This window comes from Oceanisphaera pacifica, from assembly GCF_017498065.1.
Classification (GTDB): Bacteria; Pseudomonadota; Gammaproteobacteria; order Enterobacterales; family Aeromonadaceae; genus Oceanimonas; species Oceanimonas pacifica.
Genome location: NZ_JAGDFX010000001.1, coordinates 61,567 through 82,577, shown reverse-complemented (window position 1 = coordinate 82,577; position 21,011 = coordinate 61,567). Strand labels below are relative to the sequence as shown.

The window sequence follows — 21,011 nt, the reverse complement described above, 5'->3', positions numbered from 1 at the left end:
TATCTCATGAACGGTATAACTGGAGCCAATCATGAGAATAATCAGACTAAAAGAAGTAATGAATAAAACTGGACTATCGCGTTCCACAATTTATAGACAGATAGCTGAAGGTGTCTTTCCTCTATCCGTATCACTAGGGGGTAAGGCCAAAGGATGGTTAGAGTCTGAAGTAGAAGCTTGGATTCTATCTCGCATAGCAGAGCGTGATAAGAATATAGGCTAGTATGTTTTCATTAATCTAAAATGGTGAGTGTTTTTATTTCCTCTTCCAATTGATGTTTTCCAAGAGTAGCTCTGTATATTTTTCGACAGTGTTTGTCGATGGTTCTTGTTGTTTTTGGTTGTATATCCTGAAGGTTTAATTTTAATCATGTCGGTATAGTAATATATGCCTATTAATGTCCTGTTGATGTTAGGTGTGTGACTATATTCAATGTTTGAATATATAGGTGATAGATAGATGAATGATAGAATAAGAGTTCAAGGTAATACTAATTTGTATAGGTATACAAAAAGCTTATATAGAAACATCCCCATTGCAGTAAGCCATGGGGTATACATAGAACAGTATCTAGACAAAGCTTGGACTGTAATAGAGAAGCAGCTCAATAACTTTGGTCGTGTATTTGCAATACGGTTAGACCTTAGATGGCCTACTTGGATGAGTGCTACCCTGAACGATAATAGAGTGGTAGAGCGCTTCATCAGCTCGCTTAAGGCGAAGCTGAACCATGTATATAAGCGGGACTCAATGCAGGGACGTGTACACTATCATGGGTTGAGATATATTTGGGCGAGAGAACTGGGAGTAGAAGGACGCCCACATTATCATTTTGTTTTGTTACTAAACCGCAATGCCTACTTTACCCTCGGAGATTGGAATAAATGTTCAGGTACGCTTCACAGTCAGATTACTTCTGCTTGGGCTAGTGCTCTGGACATAGACATATTTAATATAAAAGGTCTTGTGAACGTATCTAGTACATTTTCTCTTATTAAAAATGATGGTTATCAATCGTTTCCTACTTTCTTCCAGGCGGTCGCTTACTTATGCAAGGAGACTACCAAAGAATATGGTAACGGAGTGCATGCATTTGGTACCTCTAGGGGCTAAAGAGGCTCGAAAATACGTAATGCAGATATCTATTAGCGAGCTCATGACAGCTATCGAAACCTGTACAGCTAAACCATTTGAGATCTTCTTTTCTACAAAACTACTTCTATATTACTCGTGATGCTGTTGCGCTTTCTTTTGACGGCAAGGTAATACAATGAGCACAACATGATAGCCTGACAAAGCCAGCTGATGTAAAGTGATGCATATTGCATTATTACGCATCATTAGGGCTTGCCATGAAATCAGTCAGGACTACTGTATCCCTGTCACAAGAACAATACCAGTCTCTGCAACACCTTGCTGAGAGCTGCGGCTTATCCATGTCTTGGGTTATTCGACAAGCGGTATCAGAGTTTTTGACTAAACATGATGCTCGAGCTTTCAATCCCGTTAATTTATCTCAACTAAGAGATGAACAGAAGTGATTCAGCATTCTCCTCATCAACAAGCCTGGTTGGCTCACTGGCTAACGCTGGAAGGTAAAGCAGAAGACACCATGGCTCAGACCATGGCGGGTGCCAAGGTAGACATGAACCCTCATCAGATTGAGGCAGCCATGTTTGCCCTGGCTTCGCCGCTTTCCAGTGGCGTTATCCTGGCCGATGAGGTGGGGCTGGGCAAGACCATTGAAGCCAGCCTGGTGCTGGCTCAGAAGTGGGCCGAAAGACGCCGTAAGCTACTGTTGATTGTTCCTGCAACACTACGTAAGCAGTGGAGCCAGGAGCTGGAAGAAAAGTTCTCACTGCCATCGGTAATCCTCGAAGCCAAGAGTTACAACGAGGCAAAAAAAACCGGGCATGCTAACCCTTTCGATGTTGAGCTGACAAAGGGCCAGCCAGCGGTGTGCATCTGCTCTTACGAGTTTGCTGCTCGTAAAGAGCTTGATATTGCCCGTGTCCCTTGGGATCTGGTGGTGCTGGATGAAGCCCACAAACTGAGAAATATCTACAAGAATGACGGAGCCAAAACAGCCAAAAAACTGGAGTCGGCGTTGTCTGGTTGCAAGAAGGTGCTGCTTTCAGCTACTCCGCTGCAAAACAGCCTGTTAGAGCTTTACGGGCTGGTGTCCGTGATCGACCCTCATTTCTTTGGCGATCTTGCAGCCTTTAAGGCTCGTTATTCAAAGCACAATCTTGATGAGATGGAGTTGGTCTTGTTACGTACACGCTTAAGCAAGGTGTGCAATCGCACCCTTAGGCGTCAGGTACAGGAGGAAGGTGGCATCAGCTTTACTCGCCGTTACTCCATGACCGAAGATTTCCGCCCTACCGAATTAGAAGATCAACTGTATCGACAAGTATCAGAGTACCTGCAGCAGGATGAGCTGTTAGCCATCAAGAGTGGCGCACGTCATCTGGTCACCTTGGTTATCCGTAAAATCCTGGCTTCTTCTTCCTACGCCATTCAGGGCACTCTGGAGACCATGATTAACCGACTGGAACAAAAGCTACCTCTGATCGAGGCGTTGCAGGATTATGAAAACCTCGATGATTATCAAGATGAAGAGGGGTACAACGACGAGGATCTGATCGATCCCGAAGCCCTGAAAGCAGAGATAGATCAGCTAAAAGATTTCAAATCCATGGCGGGTAGCATTTCACAAAACGCCAAGGCCCAAGCCTTGCTCCGAGTACTGGAAAGGGCATTCGAAAGAACGACCGAGCTTGGCGGTGCCCGCAAGGCCGTGATTTTCACCGAGTCGGTGCGAACTCAGACCTGGCTTGCCGACATGCTGGCGAATGAGGGTTATCGCGGTCAAATAGTCATGCTCAACGGCAGCAATAACGATCCTGAATCCAAAGCCATCTATAAAGAGTGGCTGGAGCGACATCAGGGATCGAGCCGTATTTCTGGCTCCAAGACCGCCGACATGAAAGCGGCCCTGGTAGAAAAGTTCCGTGACGATGCCACCTTGATGATCTCCACCGAAGCGGGCGCCGAGGGGATTAACCTGCAGTTCTGCTCCCTGCTGATTAACTACGATCTTCCCTGGAACCCGCAGCGAGTAGAGCAGCGGATTGGTCGAGTGCATCGTTACGGGCAGAAGCACGACGTGGTAGTGGTGAACTTCATCAACAAGGGTAACCGAGCCGACGAGCGCGTGTTTGAGTTGCTAAGTCAGAAGTTTCAGCTCTTTGAAGGTGTCTTTGGAGCTTCCGACGAAGTGCTTGGCTCTATTGAATCCGGCGTCGATATCGAGCGTCGCATACACGATATTTACCAGCGTTGCCGCAGTGACGAACAAATTGAAGTCGAATTTAACGCCTTGCAAGAAGAGCTGAAGGAACGGCTCGACATCAAGAACAGTGATACCAGGCGATCTCTGCTGGAGAACTTTGACGCCGATGTGATCAGCCGTCTGAATCTGCGCCGGAGCAAGACGAGTCGCCAACTAAACGCCTATCAGCAGCGGCTGCTATTGCTGGCCAGAATGGCGCTGTCGCAGCAGGATGACGGGCGTTATCAGGAAGGTGAGGATGCTTTCATCTGGCAGGGAAAAGCTTACAATCTCAACTGGCAAACGGCAGAGACACAGGAAGGTTATTTCTTCCGTCCTCACGATGGCATGGGAGCCATGCTTATTGAGCGTGCCAGGCAACAACCTCTGGCTGACGCAGAGCTGACCTTTTCTTACCAGCCCGAACAGGGGCAATGGGTGGATGTCAAAAACCTTGTCGGTCAGCAGGGGCAGTTAAAAGTAGTCAAAGTCATTGTGGATGCCAGTTCTCATCGCCGAGAACAGTTATTGCTGGCGGCAATCGATCAGGATGGTAACTCAATTCATCCAGAGACGATTGAGCGGATGTTGCAGCTGCCATTATGTTGCGAGCCCAGTACTGTGACGCCAATTGATGACCAGCGTCTGGAAGACAAACTTTCGGAGCAATTAACGGCTTTTAAGACACTGGTAGAGCAGGATAACGAACTTTACTACGGCGAGGCGGTGGAAAAACTCGAACGCTGGGCAGAAGACAAGCGCATAGCGCTGGATATTCGCATCAAACAGCTGGATCAAGAAATCAAAGAGGCTCGTAAAGCCTCGCGTCACCTAAGCTCGTTACAAGAAAAAATGGCAGCTAAAAAACAGCTCAAGCAGCTGGAGCGTGAACGCGATAACGTCATGCTTAGCTACCACCAGGAAAAGAAAAAGATCGAGCAGGAAGAAGACCGCCTGCTCGAAGAGATAGAAGAACGCCTGGCCACCGAAACCCGGTTGAAAACCTTGTTTACTATACGGTGGCAACTGGCAGCATCAGCACAAGAGGTTACAGCATGAAAAAGGTCACAGACAGCGATCAGCTTAGCCATATCGTGATCGAAGGCTACAAGTCTATCGCCAGGTGCGACTTAAAAATGGGGTGCCTGAATGTGCTTATCGGTGCCAATGGTGCCGGTAAAACAAACTTCATCAGCTTTTTTCGGCTGATCGCCACCGTACTCGATCACCGTCTGCAATCACAGGTTGGCAAAGCTGGGGGGCCGGATGCCTTACTGCATTTTGGCCGCAAGAAAACGGAAGCATTAAAGGGCGATCTGTTCTTCGGTAATAATGGCTACAAGTTTGCGTTGGAGCCAACCAATGATAATCGAATGATGTTTCAGAACGAATCCCTGTTTTGGAACATGGGCGGAGACTTCGGTAACTACTCTGGCCATTTTGAATCCGTGGCAGATAGCCATTCCTCACAAATAAAGCAGTATACGCTGCCCTACATGCGTCGCTGGCGCGTCTATCACTTCCATGACACCAGTGACAGCGCCAGGGTTAAGCAGATCCACCGTATTAACGATAATGACTACCTGCGAGAAGATGGTGCCAACTTGGCTGCCTTCCTGTTTCGGTTGCAAAAGCATCACCCTGGCCACTACAAGCGCATCGTCAGAACCATTCAGATGGTAGCGCCTTTCTTCGGTGGCTTCTATCTGCGCCCGACACCGGATAACCCGGACAGCATTCAACTGGAGTGGACAGAAAAAGAGCAGGATATCCCCTTCAAGGCCAGTGAGCTTTCTGATGGCACCCTGCGCTTTATTCTGCTGGCAACGGTATTGCTGCAGCCGGAAGAGTTTATGCCCAGCTCTATCATCGTCGACGAGCCCGAGCTTGGCCTGCACCCTTACGCCATTAACGTACTGGCGGAGTTGATCAAGAGCGCCAGCAGTGTGCATCAGCTGATTATCTCTACCCAGTCGGTAGAGCTGGTCAACCAGTTTGATGCCGAAGACTTAATCGTGGTTGACAAGCAGCAGGGTACTTCCACCTTCAAGCGACTAGAGACAGACAACTTCAATGAATGGCTGCAAGACTACAGCCTGGGCGAGTTGTGGAAGAAAAACCTGCTGGGCGGGAGACCACAACGATGATCCGGGTGAATGTATTCGTGGAAGGTCAAACGGAAGAAACCTTTGTCCGTGACCTCTTGATGCCCTATTTTGCTAACCAGGGCATCTATCTGACGGCCATATTGGCGCAAACCAGCGCCGGTCATAAAGGCGGAATCGTCAGCTATGGCAAGGTCAAACATCAGGTCACCCGGTTGTGTCGGCAGGATAAAAAGGCCTTTGTTACCACCCTGATCGACTACTATGGTTTGCCGACTGACTTTCCTGGACTAGACAGCCCGGAGGATGACGCAGAGCAAAAGGTGAAGGTGCTGGAAGATGCCTTTGCGGCGGATATCAACGAGTCCAACTTTGTCCCGAATTTGCTGTTGCATGAGTTCGAGGCCTTGCTGTTTTGCGAGCCGAAAAAATTTGCCACCTGGCTGGATGATAAAGCCCCGGTGGCCAAGCTGGAAGCGATCAAGGCCAGCTTCGACAGCCCGGAGCAGATCAACAACAGTCCACAAACGGCGCCGTCGAAACGGATTCTGGCGCTGGTGCCCGAGTACCGCAAGACCCTGCACGGGCCGCTGATTGCCGAAGATATCGGCCTGGATACCATTCGGGCTCAATGCCCCCATTTTAATAACTGGATTGAGCGCCTGCAGGCGCTCGCCCACTAAGGCTTACCGGAACAACAATGACGATTAAAAAACAAAAACTGGAACTGACCTGGATTGGCAAAGACAAGCGCCCACGTCTGGAGCCCCGTATTTTTCTGGAAGACAAGAGCCTGTCCTACCAAACGGCACCAGAGAATCAGGCTGCCGAAGCGCTCTTCGCTGATGACGAGCAGCAACCCAAGGTCTCTCATGACAACCTGTTGATCCACGGCGATAACCTGCTGGCGCTGAAAGCGCTAGAGCAGCAATATGCGGGTAAGGTAAAATGTGTCTTCATCGATCCGCCATACAACACAGGCAGCGCCTTTACGCACTATGACGATGGCCTAGAACATTCCATGTGGCTTTCCATGATGCGTGTTCGTTTAGAGTTGCTCCGAACCTTGATGAGCGATGATGGCTCAATATGGATAACGATTGATGATAACGAAGCTCATTATTTGAAAGTGCTCTGTGACGAGATTTTTGGTAGATCAAATTTTATATCGACCATTATTTGGGAAAAAGATGCTGGTCGAAAAAATGATACAACTATTTCCACATCTCATGATTATATTTTTCTCTATGCTAAAGCTTCTGCAGGGTGGAAAAAAGTTAGAAACTTACTCCCTCATGGAGAGGAGCAATTAAAACGTTACAAAAATCCAGATGATGATCCTCGAGGACCTTGGCGCCAAGGTGCTGATGGTACCGCAAAGAGCGGAAATGATTCATTACGCTATGAAATTACTCTCCCATCAGGGCGAGTAGTAACGCCACCAAGTGGTAACTTTTGGCGTTTTAGTAAGTCGACGTTTGAGCAGGCTCTTCAGGAAAATCGTGTTTACTTCGGTAAAAAAGGGGACGGTCTGCCCGTAATAAAAAAATATATTTCTGAAGTGCAGGGGGGGATGGTGCCTAAAACATGGTGGCCTTCCTCTGAAACAGGCTCAAATCAATCAGCAAGACGTGATCATTTAAGAAAGTTACTTCCTGACATTGAACCCTTTTCTACTCCAAAACCAGAGCAGTTGCTTGAAAGGATTATTCATATTGCAACTAATCCAGGAGAACTGGTTCTGGATTCCTTTGCTGGTTCTGGAACAACTGGTGCTGTTGCTCACAAAATGGGACGCCGTTGGATTATGGTGGAGCTCGGAGAGCAGTCAGAATATTATATTGTTCCACGTCTGAAAAAGGTGGTTGATGGTGAAGACCAGGGGGGCGTCTCCAAGGCAGTTAACTGGCAGGGCGGCGGTGGTTTCCGTTACTTGAATCTAGCTCCATCTCTACTGAAGAAAGACAGTTGGGGTAACTGGATTATTAATAAGGAATATAATGGCGAGATGTTGGCTGAGGCCATGTGTAAGCACATGGGCTTTACCTATGCACCTAGCCAAACCCAGTTCTGGAACCATGGCTACAGCACCGAGACCGACTATATCTATGTCACTACCGGCTCTCTCGCTTATGGTCAGCTCAAGCGTATCAGCGAAGAGGTAGGCCCTGAGCGTACCTTGCTTATCTGTTGCAAAGCCTTTATGACCGATGGCGCCGAATTTGCCAATCTAACCCTGAAGAAAATCCCCCGTGCCATCCTCAACAAGTGCGAGTGGGATCACGACGATTACAGCTTTACCCTTAACGTGCTGCCGGAAGAGCTAGCGGAACAAGCAACTACAAGCACTGAAGAAGAATAATAAGGATAATTCATGAGCACGGATAGAAAAACGGCTAACCAGATTAGCGCTAGGCTGTCGTTGCGTCAGCCTCAGGATAAGTCTTTGCAGATCCTCTGTCGGATACTGGAACAGCTCAAGCTCGACAAAGATCCTGATTTGAATCACTGGCTGAAGGTCATTAGGGAAGAACAGCCTACGGTTAAAGGCTTTGAGCGCAGCTTTCCATCCCTGTGTTTTGCTCTGGCGACCGGTGTAGGTAAAACCCGGTTGATGGGAGCCATGATCGCCTGGTTGTACCTAACTGGGCGCAGCCGTCATTTCTTTGTGCTGGCGCCGAACCTTACCATCTATGAAAAACTTAAGCAGGATTTTCTGCCGGGTTCGCCCAAGTATGTTTTTCAAGGCATCCCCGAGCTGTCCCAGACGCCGCCTGTATTGGTAACAGGTGATGACTACCAGGAAGGGCGCGGCGTGCGCCTGGACTATGCGGTAACCGAACGAATGACCGGTGATTTGTTCGCCACCGAAACGGCCCCCCATATCAACATTTTTAACGTGTCCAAGATCAATGCTCTGGATAACAAAAAAGGGGCGGCTAAATCTAAGACTTCTAAGATGCGCCGTATTCAGGAATATATTGGCGATTCTTATTTTAACTATCTGGCCGAATTGCCCGATTTGGTGGTGTTGATGGACGAAGCCCACCGTTACTATGCCAGCGCGGGAGCCAAGGCGCTGAACGATCTCAAGCCGGTATTGGGCATAGAGCTGACAGCGACGCCCAAGACGGTGGGTGCCAAGCCTAGAGACTTCAAAAACATCATCTATCACTACCCGCTTGCTAGTGCCTTGAATGATGGTTATGTGAAGATACCAGCGGTAGCGACGCGAAAAGATTTTCGAGTGGCAGACTACAGCAGAGATAAACTGGAAGTCCTCAAGTTGGAAGATGGTATTCATCATCATGAATACGTTAAGACTGAGTTGGTCAGCTATGCCAATAACACCGGTAGGCCCTTGGTTAAGCCCTTCATGCTGGTGGTTGCTCAAGACACACTGCATGCCGATGACCTTAAGGCCCGCATCGAAAGTGACAGCTTCTTCGAGGGGGCTTACAAAGGCAAGGTGATCACCGTTCATTCCAATCAGGGAGCGGAAGAGTCAGAGGAAACCACACAGCGCTTGCTGGCGGTAGAGCACGACAAAGACACCGAGATTGTTATTCACGTCAACAAGCTGAAAGAAGGCTGGGACGTGACCAATCTGTACACCATAGTGCCTCTGCGGGCTTCTGCCTCGGAGATTCTGACCGAGCAGACCATAGGCCGTGGTCTTCGCTTGCCTTATGATAAGCGCACCGGTGTTGAGGCGGTCGATCGGCTGACTATTATTGCCCATGACCGTTTTCAGGAGATTATCGATCAAGCTAATGATAAAGAGTCTGTTATCAGAAAGACGCTCTATATCGGCGCCGAAGATGACGAAAACGGTATTCCTGAGAAAAAGCCGCAGACTATGGTTGTGCCCTCCATGGCAGAAGTGCTGCTGGGCCGCCGCCCGACTGAACTGGATGGTAGAGAGATCCACGAACAAGCGCCCTCAGGGTATGGCATGGGTATATCGGCTGAAAAACCGGCGCTGCCTTCGCTGCTTAATACGGAATCCGATCGCAAGGTGGCGGAGCTGACGTTCAAGGTTGTTAGTGAAGAGGCGAAGCGGCTGACCAGTAGTAAAGAGCTGAACAGTGATGAAATGAAAGAAACAGTAACCAAGCGCGTACAGCAAGCCATGCGCGAATGGTTTCCGCCGGTATCTCCACAGATACAAAAAAATGAGAATGCAGAGGAAGAGGCCGCTGCTGAGCCGTTACCTTTACCTCGGATGGACGATAGCGCCATTAATGATTTGGTGGTAGCCATTACCGAGAAATTGATAGAGCACACCATCGATATTCCCCAGATTGTGATCCTGCCAACCCGAGAAGTGAACTATGGCTTTGCGGATTTTGAGTTGTCAGGGCTTGAGCGTATTGCCTTGAAACCTGGCAGCAAAGAGATGCTGTTACAGCACCTGGAAGACAACCGCATCAGTAGTATCAGCTGGGAAGAAGGTGGAGATACAGAAGCTCGACCAGAAGATTACCTGGTACGTTCATTGATCGATCACGATGAAATCGATTATGACCAACATGCGGCAGCCTTGTATAAACTGGCCGGGCAAATGGTGACACATTTGCGTAGCTACTTGAGTGAAGAAGACGCAGAGAGCCTGTTGAAGACTCAAGGTCAGCAGTTGGCTGACTTTATCTGGGCACAGTTGCGAGCGAATATGTGGACGACGCCGACTGACTACGTAGGCAGAATCACTCAGGGATTCGATATTCTACGGCCCGCAACCTTTAACTACGCCAGAGACGAGCAGCCTCGGGATTTTCGTTCACCCATTCAACCGGGTGAGAAAAGCAAAATACGGCAGATGCTGTTTACCGGTTTTACCAAGTGCTGCTACCCCTACCAGAAATTCGACTCCGTAGACGGGGAGTGGCGTCTGGCGCAAATTCTGGAAAACGAGCCTTCGGTACTCAAGTGGATGAAGCCAGCCCCCGGCCAGTTCAAAATCGAATATGCCAACGGCCAGAATTACGAGCCGGATTTTGTGGTGGAAACGGAAACCGAGTATCTGCTGATGGAACCTAAGAAGGCGACAGAAGTGGATTCACCGGAAGTTCAGGCCAAAGCTAGGGCTGCTGTGCGTTGGTGCAACTACGCCAATGAGCACGCCAAGCAGCACGGTGGTAAGAATTGGCACTACGTACTGATCCCGCATGACCGTATAGAGCTGAGCCGTTCAGTACAAGGACTCAAGCAAGACTTTGAAGTTTTAAACTGATATATATTATCTCATCAGTCTAATTAATGTTAGGCCAGGTTTTATGATTTCATACCTTGCTTAGCTCTATCTATAAGAGAGTAAATATATGAACCCAGCAGTGGCACAATTACTTCCTACGGTAATGCAGCTTCTTGAAGAAGCCGGTAAAACCGATACTGGTAAAAAAGTTATAGAAAAGGGAAGGAAGATTATAGAAGTATCACTTCCTTTTATAAAGAACGCTTCAGAGGTTACTGTTGAATTTTTATCTACAGACGTAGGTAAAGAGATTTTTGGAGATGTTAAAGGTATAAAGTTATCTAAAAAGTTAGATATTTTAGAACGCGGCCTTAGTTTGCCAAGCAGCTATGATAACAATCAGAATACATCGATAAAGCAAAGAATAAGTGATGGTTTTGATATTACAAAAGGACAAAATGAAATACTTTTTCTTTCTAATTCAATAAATTACTTTATTGATAGTCATAAATTTAGAGTAGGTATAGATAGAAATATATCTCATGCTCTACAATATGATGTTATCGCAGTTAGCAAGTATCTGGAAAAGCGAAGTGACATTCGTTTTCCTGGTTATCTTCTTCATCAGCTTCAAAGTTTATCAAGTACAATCAGTGAGTTGAATGTTTTCTATGCTTCTGTATGCAGAGATGGCTACGTTCCTGATTTTAATGAAGACGAGCTTCTTGCTGAAATGAGTGAGACTGTTGGTGTTGAAGGTGTAAGTAATGTGAATATAGGTTATTACCCTTGCGGTATGATCTTAGATGCAAGGCGTAGGCTTATCCAGAGTACTAGCACTCAATCCAAACAATCATCTGGTGGCCTTTTTTCTGTGAGCAATGTAAAGAAAGCATTTGATAGAGAAGCTGAGGTAGAAATATCTAATGGGGTGCATGATGCATTAATTATTTTGAAGGATGAGCTTATCTTTAATGAGAAGCTAGAAAAAGAAATTGTAAAAAAATTAAAGGTGCTACCGGATAATAAGCTTATGATTGAATCATTTTAATTTCTCGTTTTATATGGGGTGATGGTTTCACTATCACCCCATTTTTTATTCTAAGTGACGTTAAACCATATCTTAATTTTTTTCTCTGTCAGTTCTTTTATTTCTTCATCCACATACAACGAAATTGAAGTGATAGCGGCAGTCAGTACGAGCAGATCATCGGTGTAACCTATGCCGGGAAGTAAATCAGGGATCGCATCAATGGGTAAGGTAAAGTAAGCCAAAGCACTGTAAACAACGGTCTTTGCCCATAGCGGTGTCTCTGGTTTTTGAGCGGTATAGTAAAGCAGCAGACACTTTCGAATAATTTCTATGCCTGCCGTTTTCAGGCTGTGGCGAACCTTATCCCAAAAGCTTTGAGCACTGTAGATGTTAGCCAGCCCATCTTTATTTTGTTGCATATTTACTCCTTTCAGTTTTATGTTGATTAGATAAGGCCGCGAGTAGCCAGTGATACGCAGCCTTCCATACCGACAACCACATGATCGAGGACGCGAATATCGACTAGGTTGAGTGCATCTCGTATGCGAAGAGTGATACTGGTATCTGCTTTGCTGGGTTCGGGGTTACCGGATGGGTGGTTATGTACCAGAATGAGTGCTGCTGCGTTGTAGGTTAAAGCTCGCTTTACCACTTCACGTGGGTAAACGCTGGCGGCATCGATGGTGCCTCGGAACAACTCTTCAAAGCCTAAAATACGATGTTGGTTGTCGAGAAATACGACTCCGAATACTTCGTGCTCGTAGTGCTGTAGAAGAGTTTGAAGGTACTCAAAGGCAAGCTCTGGTTGGTTGATGACGCGACCCTTGGCTAATCGTCGACGAGCAAGCTTCTGGGCCATGTTTAAAATATCGGCTTCTGTTAGTAGTTCGGGTGCTAGGTAGGTACCCCTTTGTTCGCCAGCAATAAATTTCTTCTGATTCATGGTAATCTCCAGATATAAAAAACGCCGCTCAAGGGCGGCGTACTAACTATATAGGTGGCTAAAATTCACTGAACGGTGCCCAGCTTGTTAGTCAGGCGGGTAGCCTGGATGAGTTCCTGTGGTTTAGGCTTGTTACTGGTGTTGCTGTCGGTATCGTTCTCCGTCTCTGGATAAAACTCTTCCAGCAGCAAGGGAGTTTCTTCTTCGCTATCTTCAAACTGCCCGTTCTGTAACAGCTGGCGCGCTATATTCTCTAGATTAAGAGTATTGACACCGGCTTGGGTATATCGCTTAGCTTCCAGATGAGCGGCTTGAACTGCTTCTGTCAGAGTATCTCCTTCACGTAGGGTCAGATCGACGTAGTACACCGGAGTTCGATATGACTGGGCTGTGCTTTTAGCTCTAAGTCGTAATTGCAATAGTAAGTGGCGGGTATGGCCTCCACTGGCGGCTTCAAAATAGCGTAGCCTGGCTGAAAGTGTACGCACCGAGTTGTAGCCAGTAGTACGGAATATAAAGCTACCCAGCTCGTCATTTTGGCCATCAATCTGAACATTTAAACGGCCATAGAGCTTGCAGCCTTGTTCATGGGCAAAGCGACATCGCTCAGGACTTGGGCAGGTGATTTCTTCTATACCTTCTTCGCTGACTCGTTTTGCCATTTCACCGTTACCCACACAAATAGGGCGGCCAGTGCTGCGATCAAAGGCGCTGTATTCGGCACGTAGGTTGAGATCACTGTCGTTAAATAAGACTTTGACCGGAATAGAGCGGATCTTTCCGTTGGCTGCGTCTTCGGAATATCGCTGATGAAGAGGATGTAGCATCCAACCACTTCGGTTTTGGATCTGAGTGGTCAGGGTAAAACTGTCGTCTTTTTCCGGTAACCATTTATTGTTCTTATTGACCAGCTTACCTATGCTGACCCGTCCGATAATAGGCGGCGTAATGGCGAGTCCTTTGATCATGATGAGCTCCTTTGTTGTTGCACCATAAAGCGACGCGTACCAGACACGATTTTGCTGCAGTGTTGTATCCACTCGGGGTGATGGTTGGTAAGCTTTTCCATATCAGGCAAGGTGCGATCTCGACTCTTTTTCCAACTGATCTTACCTTCTTGAAAAACTGCTACACTGGCTGTGCCTAGCGAGGCTTGGAGCTGTTGCTTTAGTTGAGCTTCCCGGGCTTCAGCTTCTTCTTTCTGTTGACGAGCACTTAGAAAGTGATTGAACAACTCGTTCATCTCTGGTGCTTCGGATAGATCTAGGGTTTGACTGTCATCCTGTGGATACAGAGATTGCAGCGCCTGGGCGGCATCATTAGAACCATCGGGTTCGGGTTGAGTATCTTCAGTAACGTGTTGCCAGAAAACTGCCTCTCGTTGGATGAGATCGGCAATTTTGTTGTCGTCTCTATTTACCCGATAGATACGAAAATCCTGACCGGCGATTAAAACTGCTACATCGGCCCAGGCATGGCCGGTTACGGCCAATTGATGTAAGACTTGGCACTGGTAGCTGAGGGGGATACCTTTCTCCCACTGCGGGGCAGAATGATAGCCAGCCGTTTTTATTTCTAGGGTGCCAATACCATCGGCATGCCCCAGAACTTCACGATCCAGGTTAGCGAGCATAAAAGAATGCTCGGAGTGCTGTAGCACCGCATTAACCCGGCGTACCTTCAAGCCCGTTCGTTTAGCGTATACATAAGCCAGTACCGGCTCCAGGGTTGTCCCCCAGAATACCGCTTCGTTATCTGACAAATCAGTGGCTGGGCGGCGATCCGTCTTCTCTAGCCACAGTGATAACGGACTTTTGTACCGAGATAATCCAAGAGCCACGGCTGCATCGGAAGATCCAATCCCGGATTGACGAACCTGAAGCCACTGTTCTTGGGTGAGAGTCTTGGTGTCGGCCAGACGGAAGGCATTACCGTAACGTGTTTTCATTATGAGTATCCTAAACGCATAAAGCCCTGCTGGCGCAAACCAGCAGGGCTTTATGTTGATATTGATGTGGGTTAGTTTAGTAAGCTGATAGCTTTACTAAAGGTTTGCTGTTTCAGTTGCGCTCCGTTACCGAACCAAGCAGAGTCGAGACGGTAGTCTTGGTTACGAGCTCGTCTGTGGTGGTCGACAAACTCGGTCATCGAGTTTACGAGTCCCCAAGCAGTATTTTTGCTAGATGCTAGCTTTGATCCTAAACCTGCACCTTCATAGAGCTCAAGCAGCTGTCTCATAGGTTTAGATGGTTTAATATCAGTCAGTTCAGCACAAGGATCGTCTAATACTTCAGCAAAGAAACGATGTGCTTCCTTAGGACTTACAGGGCGCTTAGATAGCTCTTTGATGTCATGTATGAAACCGTCCCAACTGGATAGGCTCAATCCTAATGCCTCTTTCACCAGCTTAGGGTCAAAGACAGTAGAGTGCGGAACCTTGATCGCTCCCGTTTTGTCATTGACTGCAATTCTCAAGGTATTGTTACAAACCACTCGTACAGAAGTGAACTGAGCAGTAGTGCATAGTGTGCCATCACAACTAGTTGCAAGCAGAAGATAACCTTCTACATTATCGTTTCCTTTTAGCATCATGCTTTGACCTGTCTTAGCTAGCGCCCATAGTTTCTTTCCTCCTTTAAGGACTCCTGCCGTTTCTAGTTCAAAACCTCCCACTTCTACTAAATCTTTATAAAAATTAAGGACTTCTTTTGGCTGTACAACCTTATAGCGGTTTGATACCACTGAGAGAGGAGCAAGAGTGTCCGAGCGATAGAGGACTTGCGCACTATCATGATTGTGTAGATATAGACCATCGTCTGCAGTATTAAACATGACATTACTTCGTTTAATTGACCAATCCATACCAGCTTCTTTAAGCCAGACAGATATTGGTTGCCGACTACTTAATCGGTTTCCTAGGCCATGCCAAGGGGTTTGGCCTAAGTAGGCCATTGATTCAACAAGATGGGACATAGCAAATACTCCATTTATGCCAGGCTACAATAAAACCTATAACTTATTGTTTATAGATATCTGTAGTTTTCTACTGATTCATAAAAGTAATATGTATCTGAAAATAAATAGAATTCATTTGCATTTGTATTTAAGGGTGGAGGGTTCACTGCAGAGTGATGCTCAATATAAAGCTAAGTTTAGACAGCAGAAAGAATAAAAGTGTAGGTTATATTAAAGGTTTCCTCATTACTTTATAAAAAACCTTTATAAATCAAACGCTCAACACCGAACCATCATAGGAGTATGCTGAACTGTTTGTTGATTCATAATAAAATCAAAGCCTTATATCTTTACGAGGGAAGGTGGAACGCAATGCCACATGGCCAGAACAAACCGTCGCCATGCCAAAATACCAAGCCACATTGTACCAGCAAGCGACCACAGACAGCCATATGCCAACCGCCATACGAAAAACTAAACCGGTGTTTATTTTTAAGCTTGGCGCTTTCTTTAACTGACCGCTGAGAGCTGACGGCTTACAGCTCCCCGAAGGGGTAGGAGTTATCTGTAGTGTACTGCTTTAGCTGGCACTCCCGCTTGGCGGGAATGTTTAAAGCATTCTTGCCCCGCAACACCCACAGCCAAAGTGTGGGACTACAGAAAAATAGCTTGATGCTAGGCGCTATTTTTCTTTAATTGCTTCAAGAGTACGATGAAGTCATCAGAGTACAAGGCAAGGCGACATTTAGTGTCGCTTTTTAAAAATGGTAGCGTTAACGCCTTACGCCGGCTATCAGCCGGCGCAAACTGTATCACAGATAAAGGGCTGCTATTTAGTGGCGTAAGCGACTATTTCGCAGAGCATTTCTTCTCGTGCTAGTCCTACTACTATCATGGCGGCGCGGTTGGGATAGGGTGGGGTAAAGTATTCGGCATATACCTGGTTGAATATGGGTAGTTGCTCGCGAGCAGTAACATAGATCAGCACTTGGGTGACATTGTCCATGGTGAGGCCTGCGGCTGTGATGGTGTGCTTTAAATTGTCCATGGTTTGGCGTGCTTGGGCTTCAATGCCACCCTCAACGACCTTGCCTTCTGCATCAATGGGAATGTGGGCAGTATAAAATTGGCCATTGGCCATCACCGCCCATTCTAGTGGGGCCTTAGAGGCGAAAAGATCGGTTTTTACGGGTGTTTTCATGTAGGTTACCTTTATATAAAAAGCGCTGTAACTCTATTTAGTGACAGCGCTAATAACTTAAATGCCTTGTTCAGCGGCCATTTTTTTGATGATTTGTGGTGCTGTCCATAGAGTGGGCAGTAACACAAAAGAGACAGGCACAGCAGTGACCACAATAAAGGATTGCAGTGCCGATATGCCCCCTGAACCAATAGAGATTAAAATAGCTGCTACCACGCCCATCATAATGCCCCAAAATACCCGTACCCCTGAATGAGGGTGATCGGTGCCCGTCATCACCATGGAAACGGCATAGGTCATAGAGTCGCCTGTAGTGGCAACAAAAATGGTGGTGAGAATTAAAAATAACACCGAGATGAGAGTGCCCAGTGGCAGCTGTTCGGTAATGGCTAGCAGTGCGGCGGGTAAGTTAAAGCCTGAGAAGGCGTCAGATACGCTGCCCGGGTTGGCTAGCTCGAAGGCAATACCACTGCCACCCATAATGGTGAACCAGAAGCAGGTGATCAATGGCGCTATAATCGCGATTAATAGAATCACCTGGCGTACGGTGCGCCCTCGTGAAATTCGCGCTACAAACATCGCCATTAACGGGCCATAGCCTAAAAACCATCCCCAGAAGAATACCGTCCACCAATCTAACCAAGCAGGATCGGCTCTAAAGGTCGCCATCGGGAAAAAGTCACGAACGTAGACTCCTAAAGCACCTATATAGGCATCTATGATAAAAGCGGTTGGGCCAAACAATAAGATAAACAGCATTAAAAATGCAGCGAGCACCACGTTTAAATTACTGAGGATCTTAATGCCACGGGTAACACCGCTTACCGCAGATAAGGTATAGATAGCAATTAAGCCGACAAGGATCATGACTTGAGTCATATAGGTATCGGGAATACCAAATAGTTTTTCTAGGCCAAAGCTGATTTGTAGGCCTAAAAAGCCGATGGGGCCGACAGTTCCTACCACCACGGCTAATACGCAGCATGCATCAACTAAAGTTCCTAGCCAGCTCTTCATTACCCAGTTACCAAACACCGGATATAACAAGGTGCGGGGTTTAAGCGGCAGGCCTTTGTCGTAATGTAAGTGGGTAAAGACGATACCGGTTAAGCTGCCCAAAATAGCCCAGGCTAAAAAACCCCAGTGCATAAAGCTTTGTGCCAATGCATTAATAGCCTTACTCATGCCATCGGTTTCATCAGCATACAAGGGAGGAGGTGAAAGAAAATGTGCCAAGGGTTCAGCGGCGGCCCAAAATACGCCGCCGCCAGCCAGCAAGGTACACATGATGATCGACATCCACTGAAATGTTGCCATTTCTGGTACGGCTAATCCGCCTAGGCGAACATTGCCCCCTTTGCCTACCGCCATGGCAATAGCGATTAAAAAGGTCAGTAACAACAATACTTGCCAGTAAGCGCCAAACAGTTGGGTTGAAACAGCAAAGGCACTGTCTACCCAGTTTGATACTAATTGAATATCGTATAGCGTCATGATGACGAACAGCACTAGAGCGCCGCCACTGAGTAAAAAGACCGGTAAGTCCAGTCCAGTAAAAAAAGTCGTTGGGGATGGGGGGGTATTGGCTGATTGGGTGTCCATGGCCAGAGTTGTCTCGGTTTTATTGCTCATGTTCGCCTCCAAGTTGGAACATTTGCTAGAGGGGCTAAGCCCCTCATTGTTTTTAACGAGCAGTGGGTTGCGCCTGCAAACCCTCATCTAAGAAGTTAAGCCAGTTTTGGCCCATTATTTTTGCCGTTTCTTGTTGACTAAAACCTCGGGCTAGTAGGCCCTTGGTCAGGTTGGGGAAGTCGCGGCTATCGCGAAACCAAGACAAAGGTCGTGGCCAATCGGCATTGGCTTTAGAGCCTTCGCCATAGTCCATGGTTTTAGACCAGCGGCCGTTGCGCATCCACTCCAATACTGAAAGAGGCTGCTCTTGGCATAAGTCGGTGCCAATGCCGAGTCGGTCTACACCCATTAAATCAGCAGTGCGGGCAATCATGTCGCAATATTGCTCTAGGGTGCAGTCGGGACCATTTTTTAGGTGGAAAGGGTAGGCACTAAAGCCCAGCAAACCACCGGATTCAGCCAGTGTCTTGAGCACGGTGTCCGACTTATTACGTTTGGCATCGTGAAAGCTCAGCGGGTTAGCGTGAGAGATAACGATTGGACGTTCAGAGATCTCAATGGCCTCTAGCGTGCTGCGCTCGGCGCTGTGGCTCATGTCGACTATCATGCCCACACGGTTCATTTCTTTAATCACCTGACGGCCAAAGCGGGTGACGCCGCTATCGATGGCCTCATAGCAACCGCAGGCCAGCAGGCTTTGGTTGTTGTAGGTTAATTGCATGATCATCAGGTTTAAATTACGCATCACCTCGACCATGCCAATATCGTCTTCTATTGGGGAGCAGTTTTGCGCCCCAAACATAATGCCTACTTTGCCTGCGGCTTTGGCCCGGCGGATATCGTCGCCACTGCGTATTGGCATAATAATATCGCCGTGCAGTTCAAACTGGCGATTCCACTCGCTAATGCGCATCAGGGTTTCGCGGATCTGCTCGTGATAAACGAGGGTGGCGTGCACCATGGTGACGCCGCCTTCGTGCAGTTGTTCGAAGATCTCCCTGCTCCAGTTGGAGTACTGAAGCCCGTCGATCACTATCATGTCGTTATGCAATGCTCGGCTCATAGCCCTGTCTCCGTTAAGCGCGGATGTAGGTCGTTTTTACAATGGTGTAAAACTCTTTGGCGTAAGTTCCTTGCTCGCGAGGACCAAAGCTTGAATCTTTACGACCGCCAAATGGCACGTGGTAATCGGTGCCTGCGGTTGGCAGGTTCACCATTACGCAGCCAGTTTTGGCATTACGTTTAAAGTCGGTGGCATACTTTAGAGATTCGGTACAAATACCACCGGTTAAGCCAAAGTTGGTATCATTTAATGTCGCCAGTGCTTCATTGTAGTCTTTTACCTTGATTACACAGGCAATGGGGGCAAAGGCTTCTTCGCGGTTAATGGTCATGTCGTTGGTGGTGTCAGTAAATAGCGCCGGTTGCATGTAGTAGCCTTCGGTTTCTGCGGTGATCACGTCGCCGCCATAGGCTAAGTTGCCGCCTTCTGCTTTGGCCAGCGCTAGGTACTTGAGGTTCGACTCCATTTGGCGGGCATCGGCCACGGCACCAATGTGTACACCTTCTGTTAGTGGGTTACCCACCACCAGTTTCTTCATGCGCGCTATAACGGCTTCCACAAAGCGGTCGTGAATGCCTTCGGTAACAATCAGGCGAGAAGAGGCGGTACATTTTTGTCCAGTACCCCCGTAAGCGCCACCCACAGCGCACTCAACGGCGTTGTCTAAATCGGCATCATCTAACACTATCAAGGCGTTCTTACTGCCCATTTCTAGCTGACATTTCACTAAATTGCCGGCGGTGGCCATGGCTACTTTACGACCTGTTTCCAGTGAGCCGGTAAAGGTAAGAGCATTGACGCCACGCGAGTTAATCAGCACATCGCCCACTTCGGCACCTGGGCCCATTACTAAGTTAAAAGTACCGGCAGGTAGCTGCTGGCGAGAAATGATTTCGGTTAGCGCCCATGCTGAAGCGGGTACTTGGTTGGCGGGCTTCCACACTATGGCGTTACCAAAAGCTAATGCGGGGGCAATTTTCCAGGCACCGGTGGCGGTCGGAAAGTTCCAAGGTGTAATAATGCCAACCACACCAACCGGTTCACGACGGGTTTCAATGTCGACCCCTGGGCGTACCGAGTCGGCGGTTTCACCCATTTGGCGCAGCACTTCAGCGGCATAGTAATGAAAGAACTGACCGGAGCGATAAATTTCCCCGGCACCTTCTGGCAAGGTTTTGCCTTCTTCACGCGCCAGCAGTTTGCCCAGCTCGTCTTTACGGGCAATCAGCTCGTCGCCAATGGCCATCAGTACGGCGTAACGTTGTTCTAAGCCGCTTTTTTCCCACTCGAGTTGACCTTGAGTAGCGGCACTAATGGCTGCCTGAGTTTGAGCAACATCGGCTTGGGCGTAGTGACCAATGACATCGCTAAGATCAGAGGGGCTAATGTTAGCGATAGAGCTAGGGCCTTCAACCCATTCACCGGCGATATAGTTACGAAATACTGAGTTAGACATGATTGATCTCCTTTGCTTGATTGGTGTCATCATAGGAGTTGTGCTTTAATAATAAAAATTAATTAATAATATTAATAGATAAGGAATGCTTATC

19 protein-coding genes are annotated in these 21,011 nt (G+C 47.6%); 10 read left to right on the top strand and 9 right to left on the bottom strand.

The window, feature by feature from the left end; genetic code table 11:
* Positions 1-31 precede the first annotated feature (31 nt).
* The 9 genes from J3U76_RS00400 to J3U76_RS00360 all read left to right on the top strand — a co-directional run bounded on the left by J3U76_RS00400 (position 32) and on the right by J3U76_RS00360 (position 11,685).
* Positions 32-223, top strand: coding sequence for a helix-turn-helix transcriptional regulator (locus J3U76_RS00400; protein ID WP_208003661.1), 192 nt, complete (start codon positions 32-34; stop codon positions 221-223).
* Positions 224-460: 237 nt separating this feature from the next.
* Positions 461-1,114 carry an inovirus Gp2 family protein gene (locus tag J3U76_RS00395; RefSeq protein WP_208003660.1) on the top strand — a complete coding sequence of 218 codons (654 nt, stop codon included), beginning with the start codon at positions 461-463 and terminating at the stop codon, positions 1,112-1,114.
* A gap of 239 nt (positions 1,115-1,353) precedes the next feature.
* Positions 1,354-1,542 carry a ribbon-helix-helix domain-containing protein gene (locus tag J3U76_RS14695; protein WP_208003659.1) on the top strand — a complete coding sequence of 63 codons (189 nt, stop codon included), beginning with the start codon at positions 1,354-1,356 and terminating at the stop codon, positions 1,540-1,542.
* Positions 1,539-4,394, top strand: coding sequence for an SNF2-related protein (locus tag J3U76_RS00385; RefSeq protein WP_208003658.1), 2,856 nt, complete (start codon positions 1,539-1,541; stop codon positions 4,392-4,394). Before J3U76_RS14695 ends, J3U76_RS00385 begins: the two co-directional genes overlap by 4 nt.
* Positions 4,391-5,482, top strand: a complete 1,092-nt coding sequence (locus J3U76_RS00380; protein WP_208003657.1) for an AAA family ATPase — start codon at positions 4,391-4,393, stop codon at positions 5,480-5,482. Before J3U76_RS00385 ends, J3U76_RS00380 begins: the two co-directional genes overlap by 4 nt.
* On the top strand, positions 5,443-6,123 hold the full coding sequence (locus tag J3U76_RS00375; protein WP_208003656.1) for a DUF4276 family protein: 681 nt from the start codon (positions 5,443-5,445) through the stop codon (positions 6,121-6,123). Before J3U76_RS00380 ends, J3U76_RS00375 begins: the two co-directional genes overlap by 40 nt.
* 17 nt (positions 6,124-6,140) lie before the next feature.
* Entirely contained in the window at positions 6,141-7,802 is a 1,662-nt protein-coding gene (locus J3U76_RS00370; protein ID WP_208003655.1) for a site-specific DNA-methyltransferase, read from the top strand.
* Positions 7,803-7,814: 12 nt separating this feature from the next.
* The gene (locus J3U76_RS00365) at positions 7,815-10,673 is read left to right on the top strand and encodes a DEAD/DEAH box helicase (RefSeq protein WP_208003654.1); all 2,859 of its coding nucleotides are present in this window, start codon (positions 7,815-7,817) and stop codon (positions 10,671-10,673) included.
* A gap of 88 nt (positions 10,674-10,761) precedes the next feature.
* A complete protein-coding gene (locus J3U76_RS00360; protein WP_208003653.1) occupies positions 10,762-11,685 on the top strand; it encodes a hypothetical protein in 924 nt (307 codons plus the stop codon).
* Positions 11,686-11,735: 50 nt separating this feature from the next.
* On the opposite strand, the gene J3U76_RS00355 is transcribed toward J3U76_RS00360, so the two are convergent.
* The 5 genes from J3U76_RS00355 to J3U76_RS00335 form a co-directional block, all read right to left on the bottom strand.
* The gene (locus J3U76_RS00355) at positions 11,736-12,086 is read right to left on the bottom strand and encodes a YkvA family protein (RefSeq protein ID WP_208003652.1); all 351 of its coding nucleotides are present in this window, start codon (positions 12,084-12,086) and stop codon (positions 11,736-11,738) included.
* A gap of 26 nt (positions 12,087-12,112) precedes the next feature.
* Positions 12,113-12,610 (bottom strand): RadC family protein, encoded by a 498-nt coding sequence (gene radC, locus J3U76_RS00350; protein ID WP_208003651.1) that lies wholly within the window; start codon positions 12,608-12,610, stop codon positions 12,113-12,115.
* 65 nt (positions 12,611-12,675) lie between these two features.
* Positions 12,676-13,578: a recombination directionality factor gene (locus J3U76_RS00345; RefSeq protein ID WP_208003650.1), complete on the bottom strand. Its 903-nt coding sequence runs from the start codon at positions 13,576-13,578 to the stop codon at positions 12,676-12,678.
* Positions 13,575-14,558 (bottom strand): YqaJ viral recombinase family nuclease, encoded by a 984-nt coding sequence (locus J3U76_RS00340; RefSeq protein WP_208003649.1) that lies wholly within the window; start codon positions 14,556-14,558, stop codon positions 13,575-13,577. The genes J3U76_RS00345 and J3U76_RS00340 overlap by 4 nt, the downstream gene beginning before the upstream one ends.
* Before the next feature lie 71 nt (positions 14,559-14,629).
* Positions 14,630-15,583: a DUF932 domain-containing protein gene (locus tag J3U76_RS00335; RefSeq protein ID WP_208003648.1), complete on the bottom strand. Its 954-nt coding sequence runs from the start codon at positions 15,581-15,583 to the stop codon at positions 14,630-14,632.
* A gap of 344 nt (positions 15,584-15,927) precedes the next feature.
* Here J3U76_RS00335 and J3U76_RS00330 point away from each other — a divergent pair, with 344 nt between their 5' ends.
* Entirely contained in the window at positions 15,928-16,083 is a 156-nt protein-coding gene (locus tag J3U76_RS00330) for a hypothetical protein (RefSeq protein ID WP_208003647.1), read from the top strand.
* Between the two features lie 311 nt (positions 16,084-16,394).
* On the opposite strand, the gene J3U76_RS00325 is transcribed toward J3U76_RS00330, so the two are convergent.
* The 4 genes from J3U76_RS00325 to J3U76_RS00310 are packed head-to-tail and all read right to left on the bottom strand — an operon-like array spanning position 16,395 to position 20,917.
* Positions 16,395-16,766: a RidA family protein gene (locus J3U76_RS00325; RefSeq protein WP_208003646.1), complete on the bottom strand. Its 372-nt coding sequence runs from the start codon at positions 16,764-16,766 to the stop codon at positions 16,395-16,397.
* Positions 16,767-16,823: 57 nt separating this feature from the next.
* Positions 16,824-18,398, bottom strand: a complete 1,575-nt coding sequence (locus tag J3U76_RS00320) for a BCCT family transporter (protein WP_243453961.1) — start codon at positions 18,396-18,398, stop codon at positions 16,824-16,826.
* 52 nt (positions 18,399-18,450) lie between these two features.
* Positions 18,451-19,461 carry a dipeptidase gene (locus J3U76_RS00315; RefSeq protein WP_208003645.1) on the bottom strand — a complete coding sequence of 337 codons (1,011 nt, stop codon included), beginning with the start codon at positions 19,459-19,461 and terminating at the stop codon, positions 18,451-18,453.
* A gap of 13 nt (positions 19,462-19,474) precedes the next feature.
* Positions 19,475-20,917: an aldehyde dehydrogenase family protein gene (locus J3U76_RS00310; protein ID WP_208003644.1), complete on the bottom strand. Its 1,443-nt coding sequence runs from the start codon at positions 20,915-20,917 to the stop codon at positions 19,475-19,477.
* Positions 20,918-21,011 lie beyond the last annotated feature (94 nt).

What these genes read in the sequence shown, in the direction of transcription:
- J3U76_RS00400 (WP_208003661.1), top strand. Translation starts at nt 32, where the DNA reads ATGAGAATAATCAGACTAAAAGAAGTAATGAATAAAACTGGACTATCG.
- J3U76_RS00395 (WP_208003660.1), top strand. Translation starts at nt 461, where the DNA reads ATGAATGATAGAATAAGAGTTCAAGGTAATACTAATTTGTATAGGTAT.
- J3U76_RS14695 (WP_208003659.1), top strand. Translation starts at nt 1,354, where the DNA reads ATGAAATCAGTCAGGACTACTGTATCCCTGTCACAAGAACAATACCAG.
- J3U76_RS00380 (WP_208003657.1), top strand. Translation starts at nt 4,391, where the DNA reads ATGAAAAAGGTCACAGACAGCGATCAGCTTAGCCATATCGTGATCGAA.
- J3U76_RS00370 (WP_208003655.1), top strand. Translation starts at nt 6,141, where the DNA reads ATGACGATTAAAAAACAAAAACTGGAACTGACCTGGATTGGCAAAGAC.
- J3U76_RS00365 (WP_208003654.1), top strand. Translation starts at nt 7,815, where the DNA reads ATGAGCACGGATAGAAAAACGGCTAACCAGATTAGCGCTAGGCTGTCG.
- J3U76_RS00360 (WP_208003653.1), top strand. Translation starts at nt 10,762, where the DNA reads ATGAACCCAGCAGTGGCACAATTACTTCCTACGGTAATGCAGCTTCTT.
- J3U76_RS00355 (WP_208003652.1), bottom strand. Translation starts at nt 12,086, where the DNA reads ATGCAACAAAATAAAGATGGGCTGGCTAACATCTACAGTGCTCAAAGC.
- radC (WP_208003651.1), bottom strand. Translation starts at nt 12,610, where the DNA reads ATGAATCAGAAGAAATTTATTGCTGGCGAACAAAGGGGTACCTACCTA.
- J3U76_RS00345 (WP_208003650.1), bottom strand. Translation starts at nt 13,578, where the DNA reads ATGATCAAAGGACTCGCCATTACGCCGCCTATTATCGGACGGGTCAGC.
- J3U76_RS00340 (WP_208003649.1), bottom strand. Translation starts at nt 14,558, where the DNA reads ATGAAAACACGTTACGGTAATGCCTTCCGTCTGGCCGACACCAAGACT.
- J3U76_RS00335 (WP_208003648.1), bottom strand. Translation starts at nt 15,583, where the DNA reads ATGTCCCATCTTGTTGAATCAATGGCCTACTTAGGCCAAACCCCTTGG.
- J3U76_RS00325 (WP_208003646.1), bottom strand. Translation starts at nt 16,766, where the DNA reads ATGAAAACACCCGTAAAAACCGATCTTTTCGCCTCTAAGGCCCCACTA.
- J3U76_RS00320 (WP_243453961.1), bottom strand. Translation starts at nt 18,398, where the DNA reads ATGAGCAATAAAACCGAGACAACTCTGGCCATGGACACCCAATCAGCC.
- J3U76_RS00315 (WP_208003645.1), bottom strand. Translation starts at nt 19,461, where the DNA reads ATGAGCCGAGCATTGCATAACGACATGATAGTGATCGACGGGCTTCAG.
- J3U76_RS00310 (WP_208003644.1), bottom strand. Translation starts at nt 20,917, where the DNA reads ATGTCTAACTCAGTATTTCGTAACTATATCGCCGGTGAATGGGTTGAA.